Below are 18,077 nucleotides of genomic sequence, written 5' to 3' on the forward strand. Positions count from 1 at the left end.
ACTCAGTTATGCAACAGGGTAGAATCTCTCACCAGCCGCTGCCATATCGCGAATCTTTTGCGGCGCTTCATAAGCTTTGCCAAGGTGTGCATATTTTTCACACAGCGCTAAATAGTTATCTAGACCCAATTGATCAATGTAACGGCACGGACCACCGCGGAATGGCGGGAAACCAACACCCATAATCATAGCCATGTCGGCCTCAGCAGGGGTGCTGACGATATTATCTTCTAAGCAGCGTACCGTCTCATTACAGAAAGCTAGCATAGTGCGGTCGATGATCGTTTGATCATCAAACTCTTGTTTGTCGCTGTCGGTGGTCACTTCTAACAGCTTATAAGTGGCTTCATCAGCGACTTTTTTCGGCTTACCGCGCTTATCAGTTTCGTACTTATAGAAGCCAACGCCGTTCTTTTGACCGAGACGCTCATTCTCATATAGATGCTGGATAGCGCCTTTATAATCAGGGTTCATGCGATCAGGGAAACCTTGTGCCATAACTTCTGCACCGTGTACGCCCGTATCTAAACCGACGACGTCGATGAGATAAGCCGGACCCATAGGCCAGCCGAATTTTTCCATAACTTTATCGACATGAGTAAAGTCTGCGCCTTGCTTAAGTAATAAGTCAAAAGCACCAAAGTATGGGAATAGGACACGGTTCACTAAGAAGCCTGGGCAGTCATTGACGACGACGGGCACTTTACCCATTTTAGTTGCGAGCGCAACCGTGGTGGCAATCGCTTCTTCAGAGGACTTCTCACCGCGGATCACTTCAACTAGCGGCATACGGTGTACTGGGTTAAAGAAATGCATACCAACGAAGTTCTCTGGACGCTCAAGCACTTCTGCTAAATGCGTAATAGAGATCGTTGAAGTATTCGAAGCCAAAATCGCGTCTTCTTTGACTAAGCCTTCGACTTCTTTGAGTACCGCGTGCTTCACTTTTGGATTTTCTACTACGGCTTCGATAACGATATCAGTCTCGCTAAAGTCGCCATAGTTCAAGGTAGGACGGATACGGCTTAAGGTTTCGCCCATTTTCGCTGGGGTCATCTTTTTGCGTTCGACCATTTTGCCAAGTAGTTTACTCGCTTCACCCATACCCAAATCTAACTGCTCAGATTTGATGTCTTTCATGATGATCGGCAAGCCTTTACTAGCGGCTTGATACGCGATACCGCCGCCCATGATACCTGCACCTAATACCGCGGCTTCATTGATTTCATGCGCTTGTTTGCTGTGTTTCTTAGCCAGCTTCTTAACCAGCTGATCATTTAAGAACAGACCGACTAAGCTCTCAGCTTGTGGCGTTTTGGCAGCTTTGGCAAAATAAGTGGCCTCAACTTCGATAGCTTTGTCACGTGGCAAATTGACGTGCTTTTCGATCGCTTCGATAGCGAGCGCTGGCGCTGGATACTGCTTAGGATTGGCTTTTGAGAAGATCATGCCTTTAGCGCTATTGAACGCCATGGCCTGCTCAAGCTGGTTTAATTTAACAGGATTGAGCTTCTCTTCACGTTTGGCTTGCCAATCAAGCTCACCTGAGATACATTTTTTGACTAAATCAACAGCCGCGTTTTGCAAGTCATCAGCGGCAACAGTAGCGTCCACTAAGCCTAACTTTAGCGCTTCAAGTGGTTTTTTTGGCTTACCCGTCGCGATAAGCTCTAAAGCGTTATCAATACCGATGACGCGAGTACTACGCACCGTACCACCGAAACCTGGGAAAATACCGAGCTGCGTCTCTGGCAGACCGATGCTGGCTTTTTCGCTCATCACACGGTATTCACACACTAGAGTCATCTCACAGCCGCCGCCAAGTGCCGCGCCATTGATAGCCGCAACTTTCGGGAATGGTAAGTCTTCAAAGCGATTGAAAGTACCATTGACTTTGACGCCCCAGTCTTTGATTTCATCTTCTGGTTTTTGGAATGAAGCGACAAATTCTGTAATGTCGGCGCCCGCGATAAACACGCCTTTGCCTGAAGTGACGATAAGACCTTTAACATCGTCGGCTTGTTCTAAAGCGCTCACCGCTTCGCCAAGCTGTTTATTGGTTTCCATGTCAAATTTATTGACGCTCTCACCTTCAGCATTAAAATGCATATTAGCAATGCCATCCTCTAGCATGCTCACGGTAATGCGATTTCCTTGATATACCATTTGAAACTCCTTGCTGGGTTATAAGATTTATAGGGCTATACAAGCTGATTGATACAATCAAAGCTTATTAAAAGGTTCATTATTTGAATGATTACATTTTTGAATTAAAGTTATCGTTGATAGCTATTAGTAAGAACTAATAGGTAGTAAAAAATAATAATTAATAAAAGATCAATAAGATGAAAGACCAGCTATTTAATTTTGACCGGTTAGAGCGTACTGCAATGTATGTTGCTATCAGTGCCCTTTAGCCTGTATCGACAATCAGTTTAGGGATTATAACCGCGACTGTCACAAGCTAAAGCGAGAGTTTCCCAAACTTTGTGTAACTGCTTATAATCCACTAACAGGAGAATAAGCAATGACTAACCAATCTGACATCAAGAAACTGGCTGAGCAAATGGCCAGCAGCATGAAAAGCTTCGATGACATCAAAGACTTTCAAAAGCAGCTCATGCAATCCTTTATCGATACTGCCTTAGAAGCAGAAATGGAAGAGCATCTCGGCTACCCCAAGCATGAAAAAGCAGACAAGCCTAATAAGCGCAATGGACACACTAAAAAAACCGTCCGTAGCGACACAGGCGATCTTGAGATCTCTACCCCAAGAGACCGTGATAGCAGCTTTGAGCCTGTACTTGTTAGTAAGCATCAAACCCGTATCTCAGGTCTTGATGATAAAATCATATTCCTTTACGCCAAGGGCCAAACCACTACCGAGATTGTAGAGAGCATCAAAGAGCTCTACGATGTCGATATCTCCAGTAGCTTAGTTTCAAGAGTCACCGATAATATCTTAGACGACATCACCGCTTGGCAGAACAGACCGCTGAGTAGTGTTTATCCTATCGTCTATTTGGACTGCATTGTCGTCAAAGTACGTCAAGACAAGCAGATCATCAACAAAGCCATTTACCTAGCTCTAGGCGTCAATCTTAGTGGTAAAAAAGAGCTGCTTGGTATGTGGCTCTCAGAGAATGAAGGCGCTAAGTTCTGGCTAGGTGTTCTTACCGAGCTTCAAAACCGTGGCGTACAAGACATCTTAATCGCTTGTGTTGACGGTCTAAAGGGCTTCCCTGATGCCATCAATACCGTCTATCCAAAGGCACAGGTTCAGCTGTGTATCGTACACATGGTGCGCTATTCAATGAAGTTTGTGCCGTGGACGGATAAAAAGGCAATAGCGGCTGATTTAAAAGCCATCTACGGCGCTGATACGCTTGAGATAGCAGAGGCCAATCTTGAACACTTTGATGAGGTGTGGGGCGATAAGTACCCACATGTCATCAAGTCTTGGCGTAATAACTGGGAGGGCTTAACGGTGTTCTTTGAGTATCCGAAAGACATCAGAAAAGCCATCTATACCACCAATGCTATTGAGTCTTTAAACAGCGTGATTCGGACAGCGGTGAATAAACGTAAGGTGTTTCCCTCTGATCAGGCAGCATTCAAGGTAGTATATCTGGCAACCCAGCAGGCCTCTAAAAAGTGGTCGATGCCCATCCGTAACTGGACGTCTGCTTTAAATCGCTTTATGATTATGTTTGATGACCGTATCAGCAAGCATTTAATCTAAACGGCAGTTACACAGAATTCGGGATGGTCTCGCTAAAGCCGGACTCGTAAGTCACTCTTAAGTCTTTAAGAGACATTTACCTACTCTGCAAGATGCTTTATTTGTATAGCAGCACCCTCGAAGAGCCGGCTCTACAACTCATCGTTATTAAGCCTTTAACGCTTATATTATAAAAACATATTAGCACTCTGAATGAAATCATCAATACGTAACCAAAGCTTAGCCAATCTTACTCGCGCGCAATACGGGCTAAGCGACTATACTTGCGCAGTCGCTATATAAGCCGCTATCACTATCATGCTAAACTCATGCTAAACTAAGGCGATTTTCGCTTTTGTCTTTTCACTTAGTCATTGGTAGCTTTATGTCTCTCCCCTCCACTTCGCAATTCGTTCCTTTTGACTCCTTTGAGCAGCTCTCTTACTCGTTACGCACACAATTAGCCGCAGATATTGAAGCGCTATTTACTTACGCCAATTTGCCAAGTCCGCTCGGTGATGCTTGTCGCTATGTGATGACCGGCGAAGGCAAGCTGGTGCGGCCTTTATTAGTCGCCAGTGCTTTTGCTAGTATTATCGCGAGTACTGATGATGTGACCTCAGTTACTGGACAAGCCGAAACGACAAGCGCCATAGCAGATAAACCAGCTGGCTTGGCGACTCTTTTACGCCATGAAGCCCATTATGATATGTGCCGAAGAGCGGCATTAGCGGTGGAGCTGTTGCACACTTACTCTCTTGTACACGATGATTTGCCGTGTATGGATGATGATGAGCTGCGCCGTGGCCAGCCCACCGCTCATATCGTCTTTGATGAGGCGACCGCTTTGCTAGCAGGGGACGTGCTACAAACTTTAGCCTTTGAAGTACTTAGCGCCGAGATACCCACCTTTGCGCCTTTTAATGAGGTGATAGCCAGTAAGCTTTTGGCCGTATTTGCACCGCGAGCGCGGCGTATGGTGGCAGGGCAAATGCTCGATCTCAATGCTGAAGCGAGTACAGACATATCGCAAATGGATTTGGAATCCATCCACCGGGATAAGACCGGCGCGTTAATAGAAGCGGCGCTGCTGATGGGCGGAATATGCGCCGGTGCTACAGCGCCGCAGCGGATGGCACTGCAGGACTGTGCCCAGCATATTGGTCTGGCCTTTCAAGTACAAGACGATATCTTGGATGTGACAGGAAATACCGATGATCTGGGCAAACCGGCTGGCAGCGATGAGAAGCTTGATAAATCAACTTACGTGAAGCTCATGGGCGTGGATGCAGCCAAAGACTACGCGCAGTCGCTATTTGCAGAAGGTCGCGGTGCAATCACTCGTGAGTTAGGTGACGACAATGCCGTACTAGCGGTTATCGAATGGCTGTGGCAGCGACAAAAGTAAAGTCGAACCTGTAATAAAGGCCGCTAGCAATAGGATACTGTAGTCGATTCACTATAAAAATGGCGTAGCGCGCTTAATTTCATAACAATTTTATTTTGAACTGACTATATGAATAATCATTCTACTCCGACCATCTATTTAGGCACAGGCGGCTATAGCGATACTGACCTGCTGGGCACGCTATATCCCAAGGGTACCAAAAAGACCGATTTCTTACGTGAGTACGCCAAGCAATATGGCGCGGTGGAGATTAATAGTACCTTTTATGCGCCTATCGGCCAAAAAGCCTTTACCGGTATGATTAATAAAGCTTATGAGCAAGCCGATAGCGAGTTGAAGTTTGCAGTAAAGCTGCACCAAGACTTTACTCATGCGCGTAAGGGCACAGCGGAGCACGCACAATCTTTTCTCAATGCCTTGACGCCGCTGATCGAAGCAAATGCGCTTGCTCCTCTTCTGCTCCAGTTCCCACATGGCTTTGACCGTACTCGCGAGCATCGGCTATATCTAGCCAATCTGGTCAGCTGGTTTGGCGATTATCCGCTAGCAGTCGAGTTTCGTCATAACGCATGGCACACGCCGCAAGTGGTCGATAGCTTTCGTGAGCAAGGCATCATCTGGTGCAGTGTCGATTATCCCAAAGTCAGCGGTCTACCGCCATCACGATTGATATTTACCGAGCGTACAGGCTATCTGCGTATGCATGGCAACAATCTGAACTGGTGGGACGCGATGAGCGCCGCCGACCGTCATGATTATCGCTATAGCGAGGCGGAGATGCAGAATTGGGCGCAAGCGATTGCCAATCAGCGTCAGCATTTCGATACGCTATATATTTTTTTTCAAAATACCGTCAATGCGCACGCGTACTATAATATTGCTATGCTGCGAGAGGCGCTAATAGCGCATAACTTTGACGTACTGTAGTTAACCTAAACCCTAATTTAATAAGAGCGCTATGGATTCACTCAGTCAAATCGTCTTGGGCGCGAGCGTCCAAGGGGCACTACTTGGCAAATATCAGGGGCGCAAAGCCTACCTATATGGGGCGATACTGGGCACGCTGCCTGACTTGGATGTGCTGATTAGCTACCCCGACCCCATCAGCGACATGACCTACCATCGCAGCTTTAGTCATTCTTTATTTGTCCTGAGCGCAGTAGGTATCGTCGGCGCTTGGCTAATCAGTCGCTATCATCACTGGCGCAATATGCCGTTGCCTTATTCAACGCGGCGCTTAGCACTTGCCATGACGTTGGTGTTGACCACCCATCCTATCTTGGACAGCTTTACGGTCTACGGCACGCAGCTATTTTGGCCGCTGCAAGACCCGTTGCAGATGACCCCAATCAGTATTGCCTCCGTCTTTATTATTGATCCACTCTATACCCTGCCGCTCCTGATAGCGGTGATCGTGGGACTTATTAAAGGAGGCAAACTTGCGGTATTTAAAGCAGGACTGCTGATGAGTTGTCAGCGCCTTGCAGTTTGGATGCTGCTGCTCAGTAGCAGTTATTTATTATTGGGCTTAGGATTAAAATACCACGCCCAATCCAAAGCGGAGCAAACTTTGGCAGTGGCTAATATCAATACCACGCGCATCAAAACCATGCCCGTCCTACCGACGATACTTATGTGGCGTACCGTTGCCGAAAATAATGAGCATAGACTGATTGAGATACGCGGCAGTGTCTTAGACAGCCGCTTGCCTGAATATCGCTATCTGACGCAGTATGATAATGCGCAGACACTACGCACAAACCTGCCAGCACAAAGCCGACCCTATGCCCAGCGTCTTGACTGGTTCTCTGGTCACTGGACAGGGTATCGCGTCCAAATGCTACCCGCCACTTCTACCACTGGCGATGCAGCCGAACAGCTGGTCGTTGATGATTTGCGTATGATGGCAGGTGACACGGCTTTCTTTAGTTTTGTATTAGCGGAGAAAGCCAATCAACATGCGCAGTGGCAAGCCATCACCCCGATAGATGCACCTATCATCACAGTAGACAACGAGCCCACACCGTCACGCTTTGAGCTGATTCAGCAAGGCTTTAAACGCGTGTTTGATGAATCAATAGTAGATGGAGATAGTGGCTGGATAATGGTTGATTAAAGTTCGTCATTATTGGTGACAAGGATTGGGTTTTTGGGGTAAAGTTAATGCTCATTCTTCTTATAATATTTCGATATTGCGAGAAACGTTGAGTAAGTTTGAGTTTGAGGTACTCTGAACAAGTTGAATGTTAAAACGTAGCGCGTCCCCTACACACCAATGATTGTTTTAACCTTTGTTTTATATGAATAGCAGAAGCCACTTAAGATATAGGGTATTTAGTTTGAGAATTTACTTTTATAAATGGTGCGCAGGGCACACCCTATAGAAACTAATTTCTGATAACAGTAAACCAAAAAAGGACGCCTCTTAGCGTCCTCTTTTTATTTACAAATCAAAAGCTAGGTAGCTTATTTACCTTCAACACCAGCATCTTGACCTTTGTATTTAGCGTTTGCGTAGTCCCAGTTCACGAGCTTGTCTAGGAACGTATCGACATAGTCAGGACGACGGTTACGATAATCGATGTAGTAAGCGTGCTCCCACACATCACAAGTCAATACGGCTATTTTATCGTGTGCAAGTGGGTTATCTGCATCGCTAGTTTTCATGATAGAAAGTTTGCCGCCAACTTTGTCAGTAACTAGCCATGCCCAACCTGAACCGAACTGTGACGTTGCTGCATTTTTGAACTCTTCACGGAACTTGTCATAGCTACCGAAGTCTTCTTCGATTTTACCTTTTAGATCACCTGTTGGCTCGCCGCCGCCATTGTCAGGCGTCATGCAGTTCCAGTAGAACGTGTGATTCCAGACTTGCGCTGCTTGGTTAAACATGGTTTGTTTGCTATCGTCTTTTGCCGTAGCTTCGATGATCTCAGGCAGTGTCTTATCTTCAAGACCAGAACCTGGTAGCATATCTTTTAATTTATTTACGTAAGCTGCATGGTGCTTGTCATGATGATACTCTAGTGTCTCGGCACTGATATGTGGCTCTAGTGCGTCTTTGGCATAAGGTAGGTCTGGTAGTTTGATATTTGACATAGTTATTTTATCCTTGCTGTTTTAGCCAACACTTTATAGCCGTAATCTCTACACCGTTTTGATGATAAAGCTCGCTATTAAATAGAAGACTAAGTTGGCTGAGTTTATTATTAGTGAATATGCACTGGCGCTTGAAGTACCTTGAAGTACTTAGACACCTTATTATAAATTCCTTTATCAGAAATCTAAAAAGTTATAACCCTAAAACGAGCTTAATGACTCCGAGTGGCTACTTATCGATTTAAATCAATGTTATAGATTCTAATGAATAAGAAGTAAACTCAAAGGACATAAGCTGTAAGCTATAATTCACTGTAGCTTGTGAGCTAGTATAACAATAGTCGCGGGTGATGTCCGTTACTAAATGTTATAGAGCATTCGCTAACTAGTATAGGCTAGCGGATAACGCAGCACAACTTCTCAAATCTTGGATAGTTTTTATGAATATTCCCACTTCGCAAACGCTGGCACAGAGCCCGTCAAAGGATGAGTTCAGCGAATTTTCAGGACAGAAGCAATTCTCGGCACAAAATGAATGGGTGCTAGCTAGTAATAATAAAGGCAAGCTTGCCGAGTTTGAGCGATTATTTGCAGCAGCGAACTTGGACATTACCATCACACCTCAAGGTCAGCTCAATATAGCAGATGCGATTGAGGACGGTTTGAGCTTCGTTGAGAACGCCATTATCAAGGCGCGTCATGCTAGCCGTAGCAGCGGGTTGCCGGCGATTGCCGATGATTCAGGCTTATGTGTGCCAGTGTTAGGTAATGCGCCCGGCATCTACTCTGCTCGCTATGCCGGCGAGCATGGCAATGACGCTAACAATAACGCTAAGCTCATCGCTGACTTGCAGCCTATGCGTAAGCAAAACCCAAACGCACCCATTAAGGGGATGTTCGTCTGTGTACTAGCGCTGGTCCGTCACGCTGATGACCCGCTTCCGATTATCGCTCAAGGCTTATGGCAAGGCGAGATATTAGACGCACCACATGGCGATGGTGGTTTTGGTTATGATCCACTATTTTGGTTACCCCAATTAGAGGCAACGGCGGCAAGTTTGGATAGCGCTCATAAAAACCAAATCAGTCATCGCGGACAAGCGATTAGGCAATTATTGCAGCAATTATGAGGTTTTGGGCATCCATTTATCGCTTTTTGCAAGCAATTTAAAGCAAATATACGCTTAGGTAAACAGATAGCTTTTACTTTAATTAACCCCACTCTCAACTTCGAAAGTGATTGAAAAAAGAAGAGCACCTCACTAATCTATTGTTTTCGACCAAGAATACAATGGAGTTGTGAGATGCCCATAGACGAATTTATCATCAATATCTATTTAATGGTAGAGCAATATTACAAAATAGTCGTCACCAAACCCTTGCGAAGTGCAGGTTACGCGCCAAAGCTAAGTGATCCTGAGGTTATTTGCATGGAGATGGTCGGTGAATTTTTACACCTTGATCAAGACAAACAAATTTGGCAATACTTTACCCAGCATTGGCAAGACTGGTTTCCAGCCATCGGCTCATACCCTAACTTCGCAAAGCACTGCGCCAATCTGTGGCAAGTCAAACAGCAGATACAAGATAAAGTCAGTGAACTTGAGGGCCGTGACAACATTCATTTTATGGATGGCTTTCCGATACCCGTCTGTCATTATGGACGCGCTTATCGGCATAAAAACTATCAAGACTTAGCGGCTTTTAGCTACTGTGCGGCTAAGCAAGAGAGGTACTATGGCTTTGAAGGACATTTGCTTGTTAACTTATCGGGCATGATTAAAGGCTTTACCTTTGCTCCTGCCAATGTTGATGAAAGAGCGGTTGCCCCAGAAATCACCACTCATATTCATGGGCTACTTGGCGCTGATAAAGGGTATATCAGCCCTAGTCTGACATCGTACTACGACGCTCAAGGCGTGGATTTACAAACGCCACTCAGAGCCAACATGAAAGAGGATAGACCCAAACCTGTGGTAAGGCGGCTAATGAAAGCCCGCCGTATCGTTGAAACAGTCATTGGTCAGTTATCAGAACGATTTAATATACAAAAGGTACGAGCAAGAGATTTATGGCATTTGTCTCATCGATTGATTCGTAAGATTCTTTCACACAATCTGTGCTTTGTACTCAACAAAAAACTTGGTAACCCGCCTCTTCAGTTTGATTTGCTTATTTCAAGTTGAGAGTGGGGTTTAATTAGTAGATAGATTATACTGTTCTACTTTTAAATTTTATTGCTGCTGGGCTTTGGCCCTTTTATTTGATAAAAGACTGACTAAAACAGTAATCAGGGTTACAGGCAGCGGTAATGGTTATCAGCGCTCAGTGTTCAAAGCTCAGTATTTAAGGCTAAGTATTTTAACCTGATTGTTTAAAGCTGATATCTGCAAGACCCTATTCATTCTAACGGCAATCGATAACTCGTTTATCTTTATCCATATATAAGCGCGATTGGCTATTATTTTAATCATCTAAGGTGTAATTAACATGGCTACAGATTTACAAGTCACAACCAACAAGCTGTCTAACAAAGAGACTCAGCTGACGGTTAAAGTCCCCGTAGAAAAAATCCAAAGTAAAGTCGAAGGCCGCATCAGCCAAGTGGCGAAAACCGCCAAAATCGACGGTTTCCGTAAAGGCAAAGTGCCAATGTCGCACATCCGCTCACAGTATGGCGCGGGCATTCAGCAAGAAGTGATCAATGATGTCATTCGTGATACGGTCTTTGAAGCGATCAAAGAAGAGGACATCCGCGCCGTTGGTATGCCAAATATCGACGACGTTAAACTTGAAGATGACTTCTTAGTGTATCAAGCGACTGTTGAGATCTTCCCAGAAGTGGAAGTACAAGGTATCGATGAGATCGAAGTAGAGCGTCATACTGCTACTGTTGATGATGCTGATGTCGATACTATGATCGAAAACCTACAAAAGCAGCGTCAAGAGTACGTTGAGAAAAAAGGTAAAGCGACCAAAGATACCCAGGTCACTTTCGACTTTGAAGGTTCAATCGACGGCGAGAAGTTTGAAGGCGGTAGCGCTGAAGACTTCAAACTAGTCATCGGTAGCGGCCAGATGATTCCAGGCTTTGAAGACGGTATCAAAGGCATGAAAGCTGGCGAAGAAAAGACCATCGATGTGACTTTCCCAGAAGATTATCAAGCCGAAAACTTAGCAGGTAAAGAAGCTCAGTTCAAGATCAATGTCAAATTGGTCGAAAAACCTAAGTTACCTGAGATCGATGAAGAGTTCCTTGAGCTGTTCGGCGTGACTGAAGGCGGCGTAGACAAACTAAAAGAAGATGTGCGCAAAAATATGGAACGCGAAATCAAGAACGCCGCGCGTAGCCAAGTGAAGCAAGCGACTTTTGATGCGCTACTAGAGAAAAACGAATTTGATGTGCCAAGCGCGATGCTAGAGCAAGAGATCGATCGTCAGCGCAGCATGATGATGCAGCGTTTCGCTCAGCAGTTCGGCTCAAGCGCTGATAGCTTTGATAAAGATATGCTTCCTAATGAGCTGTTCGAAGAGCAAGCCTTACGTGCCGCGCGTCTAGGTATCATCGTCGCTCGCCTCATCGATACTCAGGGTATTGAAGTCGATCAAGATCGCGTCGAGACTTTCATCAAAGAAGCTGCTGAAAACTACGAAGATCCAGCTGAGGTCATCGAGTACTATACTAATGACAAGCAGCAACGCGCAAATATCGAATCAGTCGTGTTAGAAGACCAAGTGGTTGACTATTTGATTGAGCAAGGTAAAGTCACTGATAAAGAAGTCAGCTATCAAGACCTGCTCGCGGCTCAGCAACAGCAGCAGCAAGCAATGTAGTCAGTGAGTCTTACCGCCTGTGCGCATGAATGAGCGATCATTACCGCATTGAGCGCTAGCGAGATATATAAATTGCCTCAACACCTTTGTTGGGGCATTTTTGTCAGTACGATTTGCTTTTGGCTACGACGAATAGTGAGTTTTTTACTATCTTTGCTACGCTGCCCTTGATAATTGATGACTGACGCCTTATTAATAGGGGATAATTTATCATTTGTGACGCTAAGCATTTACTAGTACGCCCTAAAAAAGTTACTATTGCTGGACTTTTTAATTTATAGCTTAGTCCGTTCACAGACTAATCCCTCTATTCTAAAAACAGCGTTTTTTATAAAAACAGTTATTTTATTACTACCCTTTTCTATTTACCTTTAAATATTAGGACATTTCTATGACAGATTATGATCGCATCACTGCTAATCCTCATTTCGATATGCTGATGAGCGCCCACGATCAAGTGCAAAGTTCAGGCCAAGCGGCACAAGGCGCTCTCGTTCCTATGGTGGTTGAACAATCGGCGCGCGGCGAGCGTTCGTTCGATATTTTCTCGCGTCTATTACGTGAGCGGGTGATATTTTTGACCGGTCAAGTCGAAGATCACATGGCCAACCTTATCGTCGCTCAGTTGCTATTCTTAGAAGCGGAAAACCCGGACAAAGATATCCATTTATATATCAACTCTCCAGGTGGTTCTGTAAGTGCCGGTCTCGCTATTTTTGATACCATGAACTTCATCAAGCCTGAAGTGTCAACCATCTGTATGGGCGGCGCTTATAGCATGGGTTCGTTCTTGTTGGCAGCGGGCGAGCGCGGTAAACGCTATGCGCTAGCTAATTCGCGCGTAATGATTCATCAGCCATCGGGCGGCGCGCAAGGTCAGGCGACTGATATCGAGATTAACGCGCGTGAAATCATCAAGACTCGTGCCCGTCTCAATGAGATTTTGGCTGAGCGTACTGGCCAGCCAGTAGAGAAAATCGAAAAAGACGTTGAGCGTGACTACTGGTTAGATGCCAAGGAAGCCAAAGAGTATGGTTTAGTCGATGAAGTATTAGAGCGTCGCCCTGCTGACCTTAAGTAATCTCTGATAGTTATGATTGAATACTGAATACTCTAATGCTGATAATTTAAGTAGTAAGTCACTAGGGTTTAAGTAGACGACTGACTCACCGTTATCGATAAGTTTTAAACTAAAAAGCAAGATTTTAGGAGTGCCTTTATATGGCAAAAGATAAGACCCCGCAGTGCTCATTTTGCGGTAAAGCCAAAAGTGAAGTAAAACAGTTAATTGCCGCTGATGATGCCAATATCTGTAATGAATGTATTGAGCTTTGTACTGACCTCATCGTAGACAGCGTTGACGAGGAAGAAACAGATGGCGAGCTTGATACCTCATGGGTCAACAAAAAGCTACCGACTCCTAAGGAGCTGCGCGCCAAGCTTGATGACTATGTAATCGGTCAGGACGCGGCCAAAAAAGCCTTGGCCGTTGCGGTTTATAACCACTATAAGCGCCTGAAAGTCAGCCAAACTTTGGCCAGTGATAAGAAAAAAGCTAAGATCGGCGCGGATGATGCGATGGTTGAGTTGGCCAAGAGTAATATTTTGCTAATCGGTCCGACCGGCTCAGGTAAAACCTTACTCGCGCAGACGTTAGCGCGCCTTCTTGACGTGCCTTTCGCTATGGCGGATGCAACAACGCTCACCGAAGCGGGTTATGTCGGTGAAGATGTCGAAAACATCGTACAAAAACTACTGCAAGCTTCTGATTATGATGTCAGCAAAGCCGAACAAGGTATCATCTATATCGATGAGATCGACAAAATCAGTAAAAAAGGTGAGAACCTATCGATCACTCGTGATGTCTCAGGCGAAGGCGTTCAGCAAGCACTGCTCAAGCTCATCGAAGGCACAGTTGCTGCTATTCCGCCGCATGGTGGTCGCAAGCATCCACAGCAAGAGCTGATCCAAGTCGATACCAGTAATATCCTGATTATCGTAGGTGGTGCTTTTGCTGGTCTCGATAAAGTCATCCAGCAGCGCACTGAAAAAGGCGGTATCGGTTTCAATGCTGATGTCAGCTCAAAAGACGATAGCCGCCGCAGCTCAGACTTACTACAGCTTGTCGAGCCAGAGGATTTGATTAAGTTTGGCCTGATCCCAGAGCTGATTGGCCGTTTGCCGGTATTAGCCGCATTAGAAGAGCTCGACGAAAATGCGCTCATCCAGATATTGACCGAGCCTAAGAACGCTTTGGTGAAGCAATACGAGTATCTCTTCGATATGGAAGGCGCTAAGATTACCTTTACCGAAAAGGCGCTTGATGCCATTGCCAAAAAAGCCATGGAGCGCAAAACAGGGGCGCGTGGGCTACGTTCTATCGTCGAAAACGCCTTGCTAGAAACTATGTATGAGCTACCATCGATGGAAAATGCTAAGTCAGTCACTGTCGATGATACCGTCATCAACGAAGGCAAAATCCCTAAAATTGCCTAGCTCTTTATTGTTGGCAGTTATAGGCTTATTAAATAATACAAAGGTGTCTAGCATTATGTATGCTAGGCACTTTTTTTTATGTTAAAAGATGACAGCTGCGTATACTGATGGGTTTCAATTGCAAGCCTAAGTCGTGATAAGCTCATATCATGTTCGTTTGTATTTAACGTGTTATTTTATCTATTTAACGCTCGTACTTAATACCTCATTACTTTTATTATTACCCTCATCATTACAAAGGATTGTTACTCATGTTGAACTCTATGACCGCGGCTCTACGCCAGCATTTGCCTGACTCCTTACAACCTCATGCCTCCAATAGCACGCAAAGCGAAGATATCAGCGACTTTTATAGAGGTCACGTCGCCGCGATTACTGGTGCAGGCTCGGGTATGGGCCGCGCGCTTGCCATCCATTTGGCCAAAATGGGCTGTGAGGTGGCGCTCTCAGATATCGGTGCAGAGCCGCTCGCTGAAACGCAAAAACTGCTCGAAGGTTATGATGTTAAAAGCACTATTAGTGTCCTTGATGTTGCGGACAAAGATGCCGTTTATAACTGGGCGGATAGCGTAGTCGCCGACCACGGCAAAGTGAACTTTGTGTTCAATAATGCCGGCGTGGCGCTCTACTCGACGGTCGAAGGTAGTAGTTTAGAGGAGCTAGAATGGGTGATGGATATCAACTTCTGGGGCGTGGTATATGGCACCAAGGCCTTTTTGCCACTGATCAAAAACAGCGTCAAGCTCAGTGAAACCAATGCCAGTAAAGCCAAAGCCGATAATAAATCACGTCAATTCTATGAGCATGGGCACATCGTTAATATCTCAAGCCTATTTGGTCTCACCGCTCAGCCGTCTCAGTCTGCTTATAACGCTAGTAAGTTTGCGGTACGCGGCTTCACTGAGAGCTTGCGTCAAGAGCTCGATATTCAGCGTAGCGGCGTCTCAGCGACTTGTATTCATCCGGGCGGTATCCGTACTAATATCGCCAACAGCGCCCGCGGTAACGATAGCATCAGCGAGCTTGGCATGCGCTCAGGCCCGAGCGCCATTCGCAGCTTTAATAAGTTTTTGAAATTTGATGCCAATGAGGCCGCTTGGATTATTCTAGAAGCCGCCGCTACCAATCAGCCGCGGCGCTTGATTGGTAATGATGCTAAGATGATAGATGCGGTGCAGCGGGTATTTCCAAACCGTTATAGCAAGATATTGAATGACGTTAATAAGCTATCTCGCAAGATTAAAAAACGCAACTCAGCAAAAACCAGTCGTTCTTAGTTCACTTGTTTGTTTAATCTCTCATTTATGATGGCAATAAAAAAACGCCTAAGCTTTAGAGCTTAGGCGTTTTTTATAGTTGCGAGTTTTGTATATATGCGTTTATTTATTGCACGCGCGTTAGGGTAATTTCATATCTCCCGCGACTAGCCAGCCTGATTTTCGCATTAGCCAAGCCACAGATCCTGCAATGATAGCCGGTAGTACAAACATCAGTAAGATAATCGCCGTCCACAACTGCGTGGTGCTCATCAGGCCTTGCGATGCTTCAATCACCCCAAATACTCCTACCAGTCCAGCCGTACCCATACCTGCGCCGGTCGCAGTACAAGCCAGCTTAAACACTACTGTTGCGATAGGTCCAACGATGGCGCTCGCTACGATGGCAGGTAATAAGATAATCGGCTTTTTGAGGACATTAGGAATTTGCAGCATGCTCGTACCAAGGCCCTGCGAGATGACGCCACTAAAGCCATTATCCTTAAAGCTAGCAACCGCGAAGCCAATCATGTGCGCAGCACAGCCGACCACCGCCGCGCCGCCAGCGAGGCCGCCAAGGCCAATGGCGATACAGATAGCCGCACTAGAGGTTGGTAGTGTCAATAAGATACCGACGATGACCGCGATGACGATGCCCATGAGTAGCGGCTGTAATTCCGTGGCTGCTTGAATGCCTTGACCAACTGCATTGACTGCGACGACTACCGGCGGATTAAGAAAAGCACACACCGCCCAAGCCACCGTACAGACTACTAAAGGCACCAGCAAGATATCGAGCTTGGTCTTACCTGAGACCCAAGTACCCGCCCGATAGGCAAACACGGAAGCTAAATAAGCGCCAATAGGATTACCAGGCAGCGCCAAAAAAGTAGCCGGCCCAGCGTCTTGCGCTGTAAACAATGTCCCTGCCATAAAGGCTTCAGTATGCGCGCCAAGCATACCAGCGACCAAGCAGCTAAGCATCACAAGCGTCGGCGCTTTGAGATAGTAAGCGATACCTACGCCTATCCCTGCGCCCATTAGCACAGAGGCAAGTTTACCGATAGCCATTAGCGCCGGGATCTGCAACCAACCACCGATTTGCGAGATGATAAGTCCAGCGATTAAGGTGACAAATAGCCCCAAGGCCATACCTGTAAAAGCATCGATAAAATACTTTTGAAAGAATGATTTGATCATCCCAGTTGATGCTGTTGTCGTCTCAGCTGAGTTCATGAGTAGGCTCTCACTGTTCGTTTATAAAGGGCGATAGTCTTGCTGATGGCTATCGGCTCAGATAATCCATAATTAAAATATCTTATCGTTAAAACAAGCGCTTGCTCAGTGCCCTCTGCAAAAAAATAGCACAAAAAAAGCGTCGATGTGACGCTTTTTTTGATATTAACTTCTTGCCGCTAGCGGCGCTGCTCGACGATAATAGAGTCGATACCGTTGTTTTGTAGGCGCTGCTGAGCGCTAGTGACTTCTTGACGAGTGGTCATCGACCGCGAAATCACTTGATAAATAGGCAAGCCATTACCAGTCGTATTTTTGACGACTTTGGCATCGACCCCTGCCATCAGCACTTGCGCGCGGCGACGATCCGCTTCATCAGCATCACCGAAGCTATTGATTTGCAGGATATAAGTTGGTGCTTGCGCTCTTTGTACTGTCGCTGCGCCGCTATTAGCAGCCGTATTGGCGTTATTGCTTGCATTACTATTAGGAGATGCAGGCGTAGTGCCGTCATAAGTGGCATTTTCTTCTACTATGGTAATCTCATTACTAGCACTGCTGTTAGCGCCGCTGTTATTAGCTGCTGAATTGCTACTCGGTTCAATCGTTGTAGTTTCAGAGATACCAAAATTGCCGGTATCATTACTATTGTCAGCGTTAGTCTCAGGCTGAGTCACGACAACATCAGCCTCAAAGTCGTCGGTAGCCCCTAAGCGATCATTCTCGGCTCCGCCGATATCTTCATCAGGAATAGTCGCCATCTCTTGGTTAGGCAAGATATCATAAAACTCATAATCGGCATTGTCAGTGTCCGTCTCCACGCGCGGCTGTATCTGCCGATCAGTATCAGCTGCGGTTTCATTGCCTGTGGGGCTGAAATTGAACAAGGGCGAGAGGTATATAAACACCCCTATCATTAGCGTCAGTATTGCACCAACGAACATCCACAATAAGCCTGATACGCTACTCGACTTACGTTTTTCAGTGGCGCCTCTAGGTTTTTTGGCTAACATGGATCGGTTTCTCC

The 18,077-nt window shown here is 45.8% G+C and carries 14 protein-coding genes; 10 read left to right on the forward strand and 4 right to left on the reverse strand.

From position 1 onward, the window contains the following. Positions 1–6: 6 nt before the first annotated feature. A complete protein-coding gene (gene fadB / locus JMY03_RS06120) occupies positions 7–2,166 on the reverse strand; it encodes a fatty acid oxidation complex subunit alpha FadB (protein WP_201601966.1) in 2,160 nt (719 codons plus the stop codon). 361 nt (positions 2,167–2,527) lie between these two features. Here fadB and JMY03_RS06125 point away from each other — a divergent pair, with 361 nt between their 5' ends. The 4 genes from JMY03_RS06125 to JMY03_RS06140 all read left to right on the forward strand — a co-directional run bounded on the left by JMY03_RS06125 (position 2,528) and on the right by JMY03_RS06140 (position 7,245). After that, positions 2,528–3,742, forward strand: a complete 1,215-nt coding sequence (locus tag JMY03_RS06125) for an IS256 family transposase (RefSeq protein WP_201601968.1) — start codon at positions 2,528–2,530, stop codon at positions 3,740–3,742. A 364-nt stretch (positions 3,743–4,106) separates the two neighbouring features. Next, complete coding sequence (locus tag JMY03_RS06130) at positions 4,107–5,129, forward strand: polyprenyl synthetase family protein (protein ID WP_201602214.1); 1,023 nt, start codon at positions 4,107–4,109, stop codon at positions 5,127–5,129. Between the two features lie 108 nt (positions 5,130–5,237). Further along, on the forward strand, positions 5,238–6,056 hold the full coding sequence (locus tag JMY03_RS06135; RefSeq protein WP_201601971.1) for a DUF72 domain-containing protein: 819 nt from the start codon (positions 5,238–5,240) through the stop codon (positions 6,054–6,056). Between the two features lie 31 nt (positions 6,057–6,087). Next, positions 6,088–7,245 carry a metal-dependent hydrolase gene (locus tag JMY03_RS06140; RefSeq protein WP_201601973.1) on the forward strand — a complete coding sequence of 386 codons (1,158 nt, stop codon included), beginning with the start codon at positions 6,088–6,090 and terminating at the stop codon, positions 7,243–7,245. Positions 7,246–7,595: 350 nt separating this feature from the next. On the opposite strand, the gene JMY03_RS06145 is transcribed toward JMY03_RS06140, so the two are convergent. Further along, on the reverse strand, positions 7,596–8,228 hold the full coding sequence (locus JMY03_RS06145) for a superoxide dismutase (RefSeq protein ID WP_025646282.1): 633 nt from the start codon (positions 8,226–8,228) through the stop codon (positions 7,596–7,598). Positions 8,229–8,674: 446 nt separating this feature from the next. On the opposite strand from JMY03_RS06145, the gene rdgB reads away from it, so the two are divergent. The 6 genes from rdgB (at position 8,675) to JMY03_RS06175 (ending at position 15,835) form a co-directional block, all read left to right on the forward strand. Continuing rightward, complete coding sequence (rdgB, locus tag JMY03_RS06150; protein ID WP_390880008.1) at positions 8,675–9,358, forward strand: RdgB/HAM1 family non-canonical purine NTP pyrophosphatase; 684 nt, start codon at positions 8,675–8,677, stop codon at positions 9,356–9,358. Positions 9,359–9,532: 174 nt separating this feature from the next. Then, on the forward strand, positions 9,533–10,414 hold the full coding sequence (locus tag JMY03_RS06155; RefSeq protein WP_201595979.1) for an IS982 family transposase: 882 nt from the start codon (positions 9,533–9,535) through the stop codon (positions 10,412–10,414). A 304-nt stretch (positions 10,415–10,718) separates the two neighbouring features. Beyond that, positions 10,719–12,062 (forward strand): trigger factor, encoded by a 1,344-nt coding sequence (gene tig / locus JMY03_RS06160; RefSeq protein ID WP_025646278.1) that lies wholly within the window; start codon positions 10,719–10,721, stop codon positions 12,060–12,062. 439 nt (positions 12,063–12,501) lie between these two features. Continuing rightward, entirely contained in the window at positions 12,502–13,143 is a 642-nt protein-coding gene (clpP, locus tag JMY03_RS06165) for an ATP-dependent Clp endopeptidase proteolytic subunit ClpP (RefSeq protein ID WP_201559027.1), read from the forward strand. A 140-nt stretch (positions 13,144–13,283) separates the two neighbouring features. Beyond that, positions 13,284–14,558, forward strand: coding sequence for an ATP-dependent protease ATP-binding subunit ClpX (gene clpX, locus JMY03_RS06170; RefSeq protein ID WP_201559011.1), 1,275 nt, complete (start codon positions 13,284–13,286; stop codon positions 14,556–14,558). A gap of 251 nt (positions 14,559–14,809) precedes the next feature. After that, positions 14,810–15,835, forward strand: a complete 1,026-nt coding sequence (locus tag JMY03_RS06175; RefSeq protein ID WP_227675498.1) for an SDR family NAD(P)-dependent oxidoreductase — start codon at positions 14,810–14,812, stop codon at positions 15,833–15,835. Between the two features lie 120 nt (positions 15,836–15,955). On the opposite strand, the gene JMY03_RS06180 is transcribed toward JMY03_RS06175, so the two are convergent. Together JMY03_RS06180 and JMY03_RS06185 are read right to left on the reverse strand one after the other, a co-directional pair. Next, the gene (locus JMY03_RS06180) at positions 15,956–17,050 is read right to left on the reverse strand and encodes a PTS transporter subunit IIC (protein WP_201601977.1); all 1,095 of its coding nucleotides are present in this window, start codon (positions 17,048–17,050) and stop codon (positions 15,956–15,958) included. A gap of 179 nt (positions 17,051–17,229) precedes the next feature. After that, positions 17,230–18,063, reverse strand: coding sequence for an SPOR domain-containing protein (locus tag JMY03_RS06185; RefSeq protein WP_201601980.1), 834 nt, complete (start codon positions 18,061–18,063; stop codon positions 17,230–17,232). Positions 18,064–18,077 lie beyond the last annotated feature (14 nt).

The sequence above is a fragment of the Psychrobacter submarinus genome, from assembly GCF_904846685.1.
Taxonomy (GTDB): Bacteria; Pseudomonadota; Gammaproteobacteria; order Pseudomonadales; family Moraxellaceae; genus Psychrobacter; species Psychrobacter submarinus.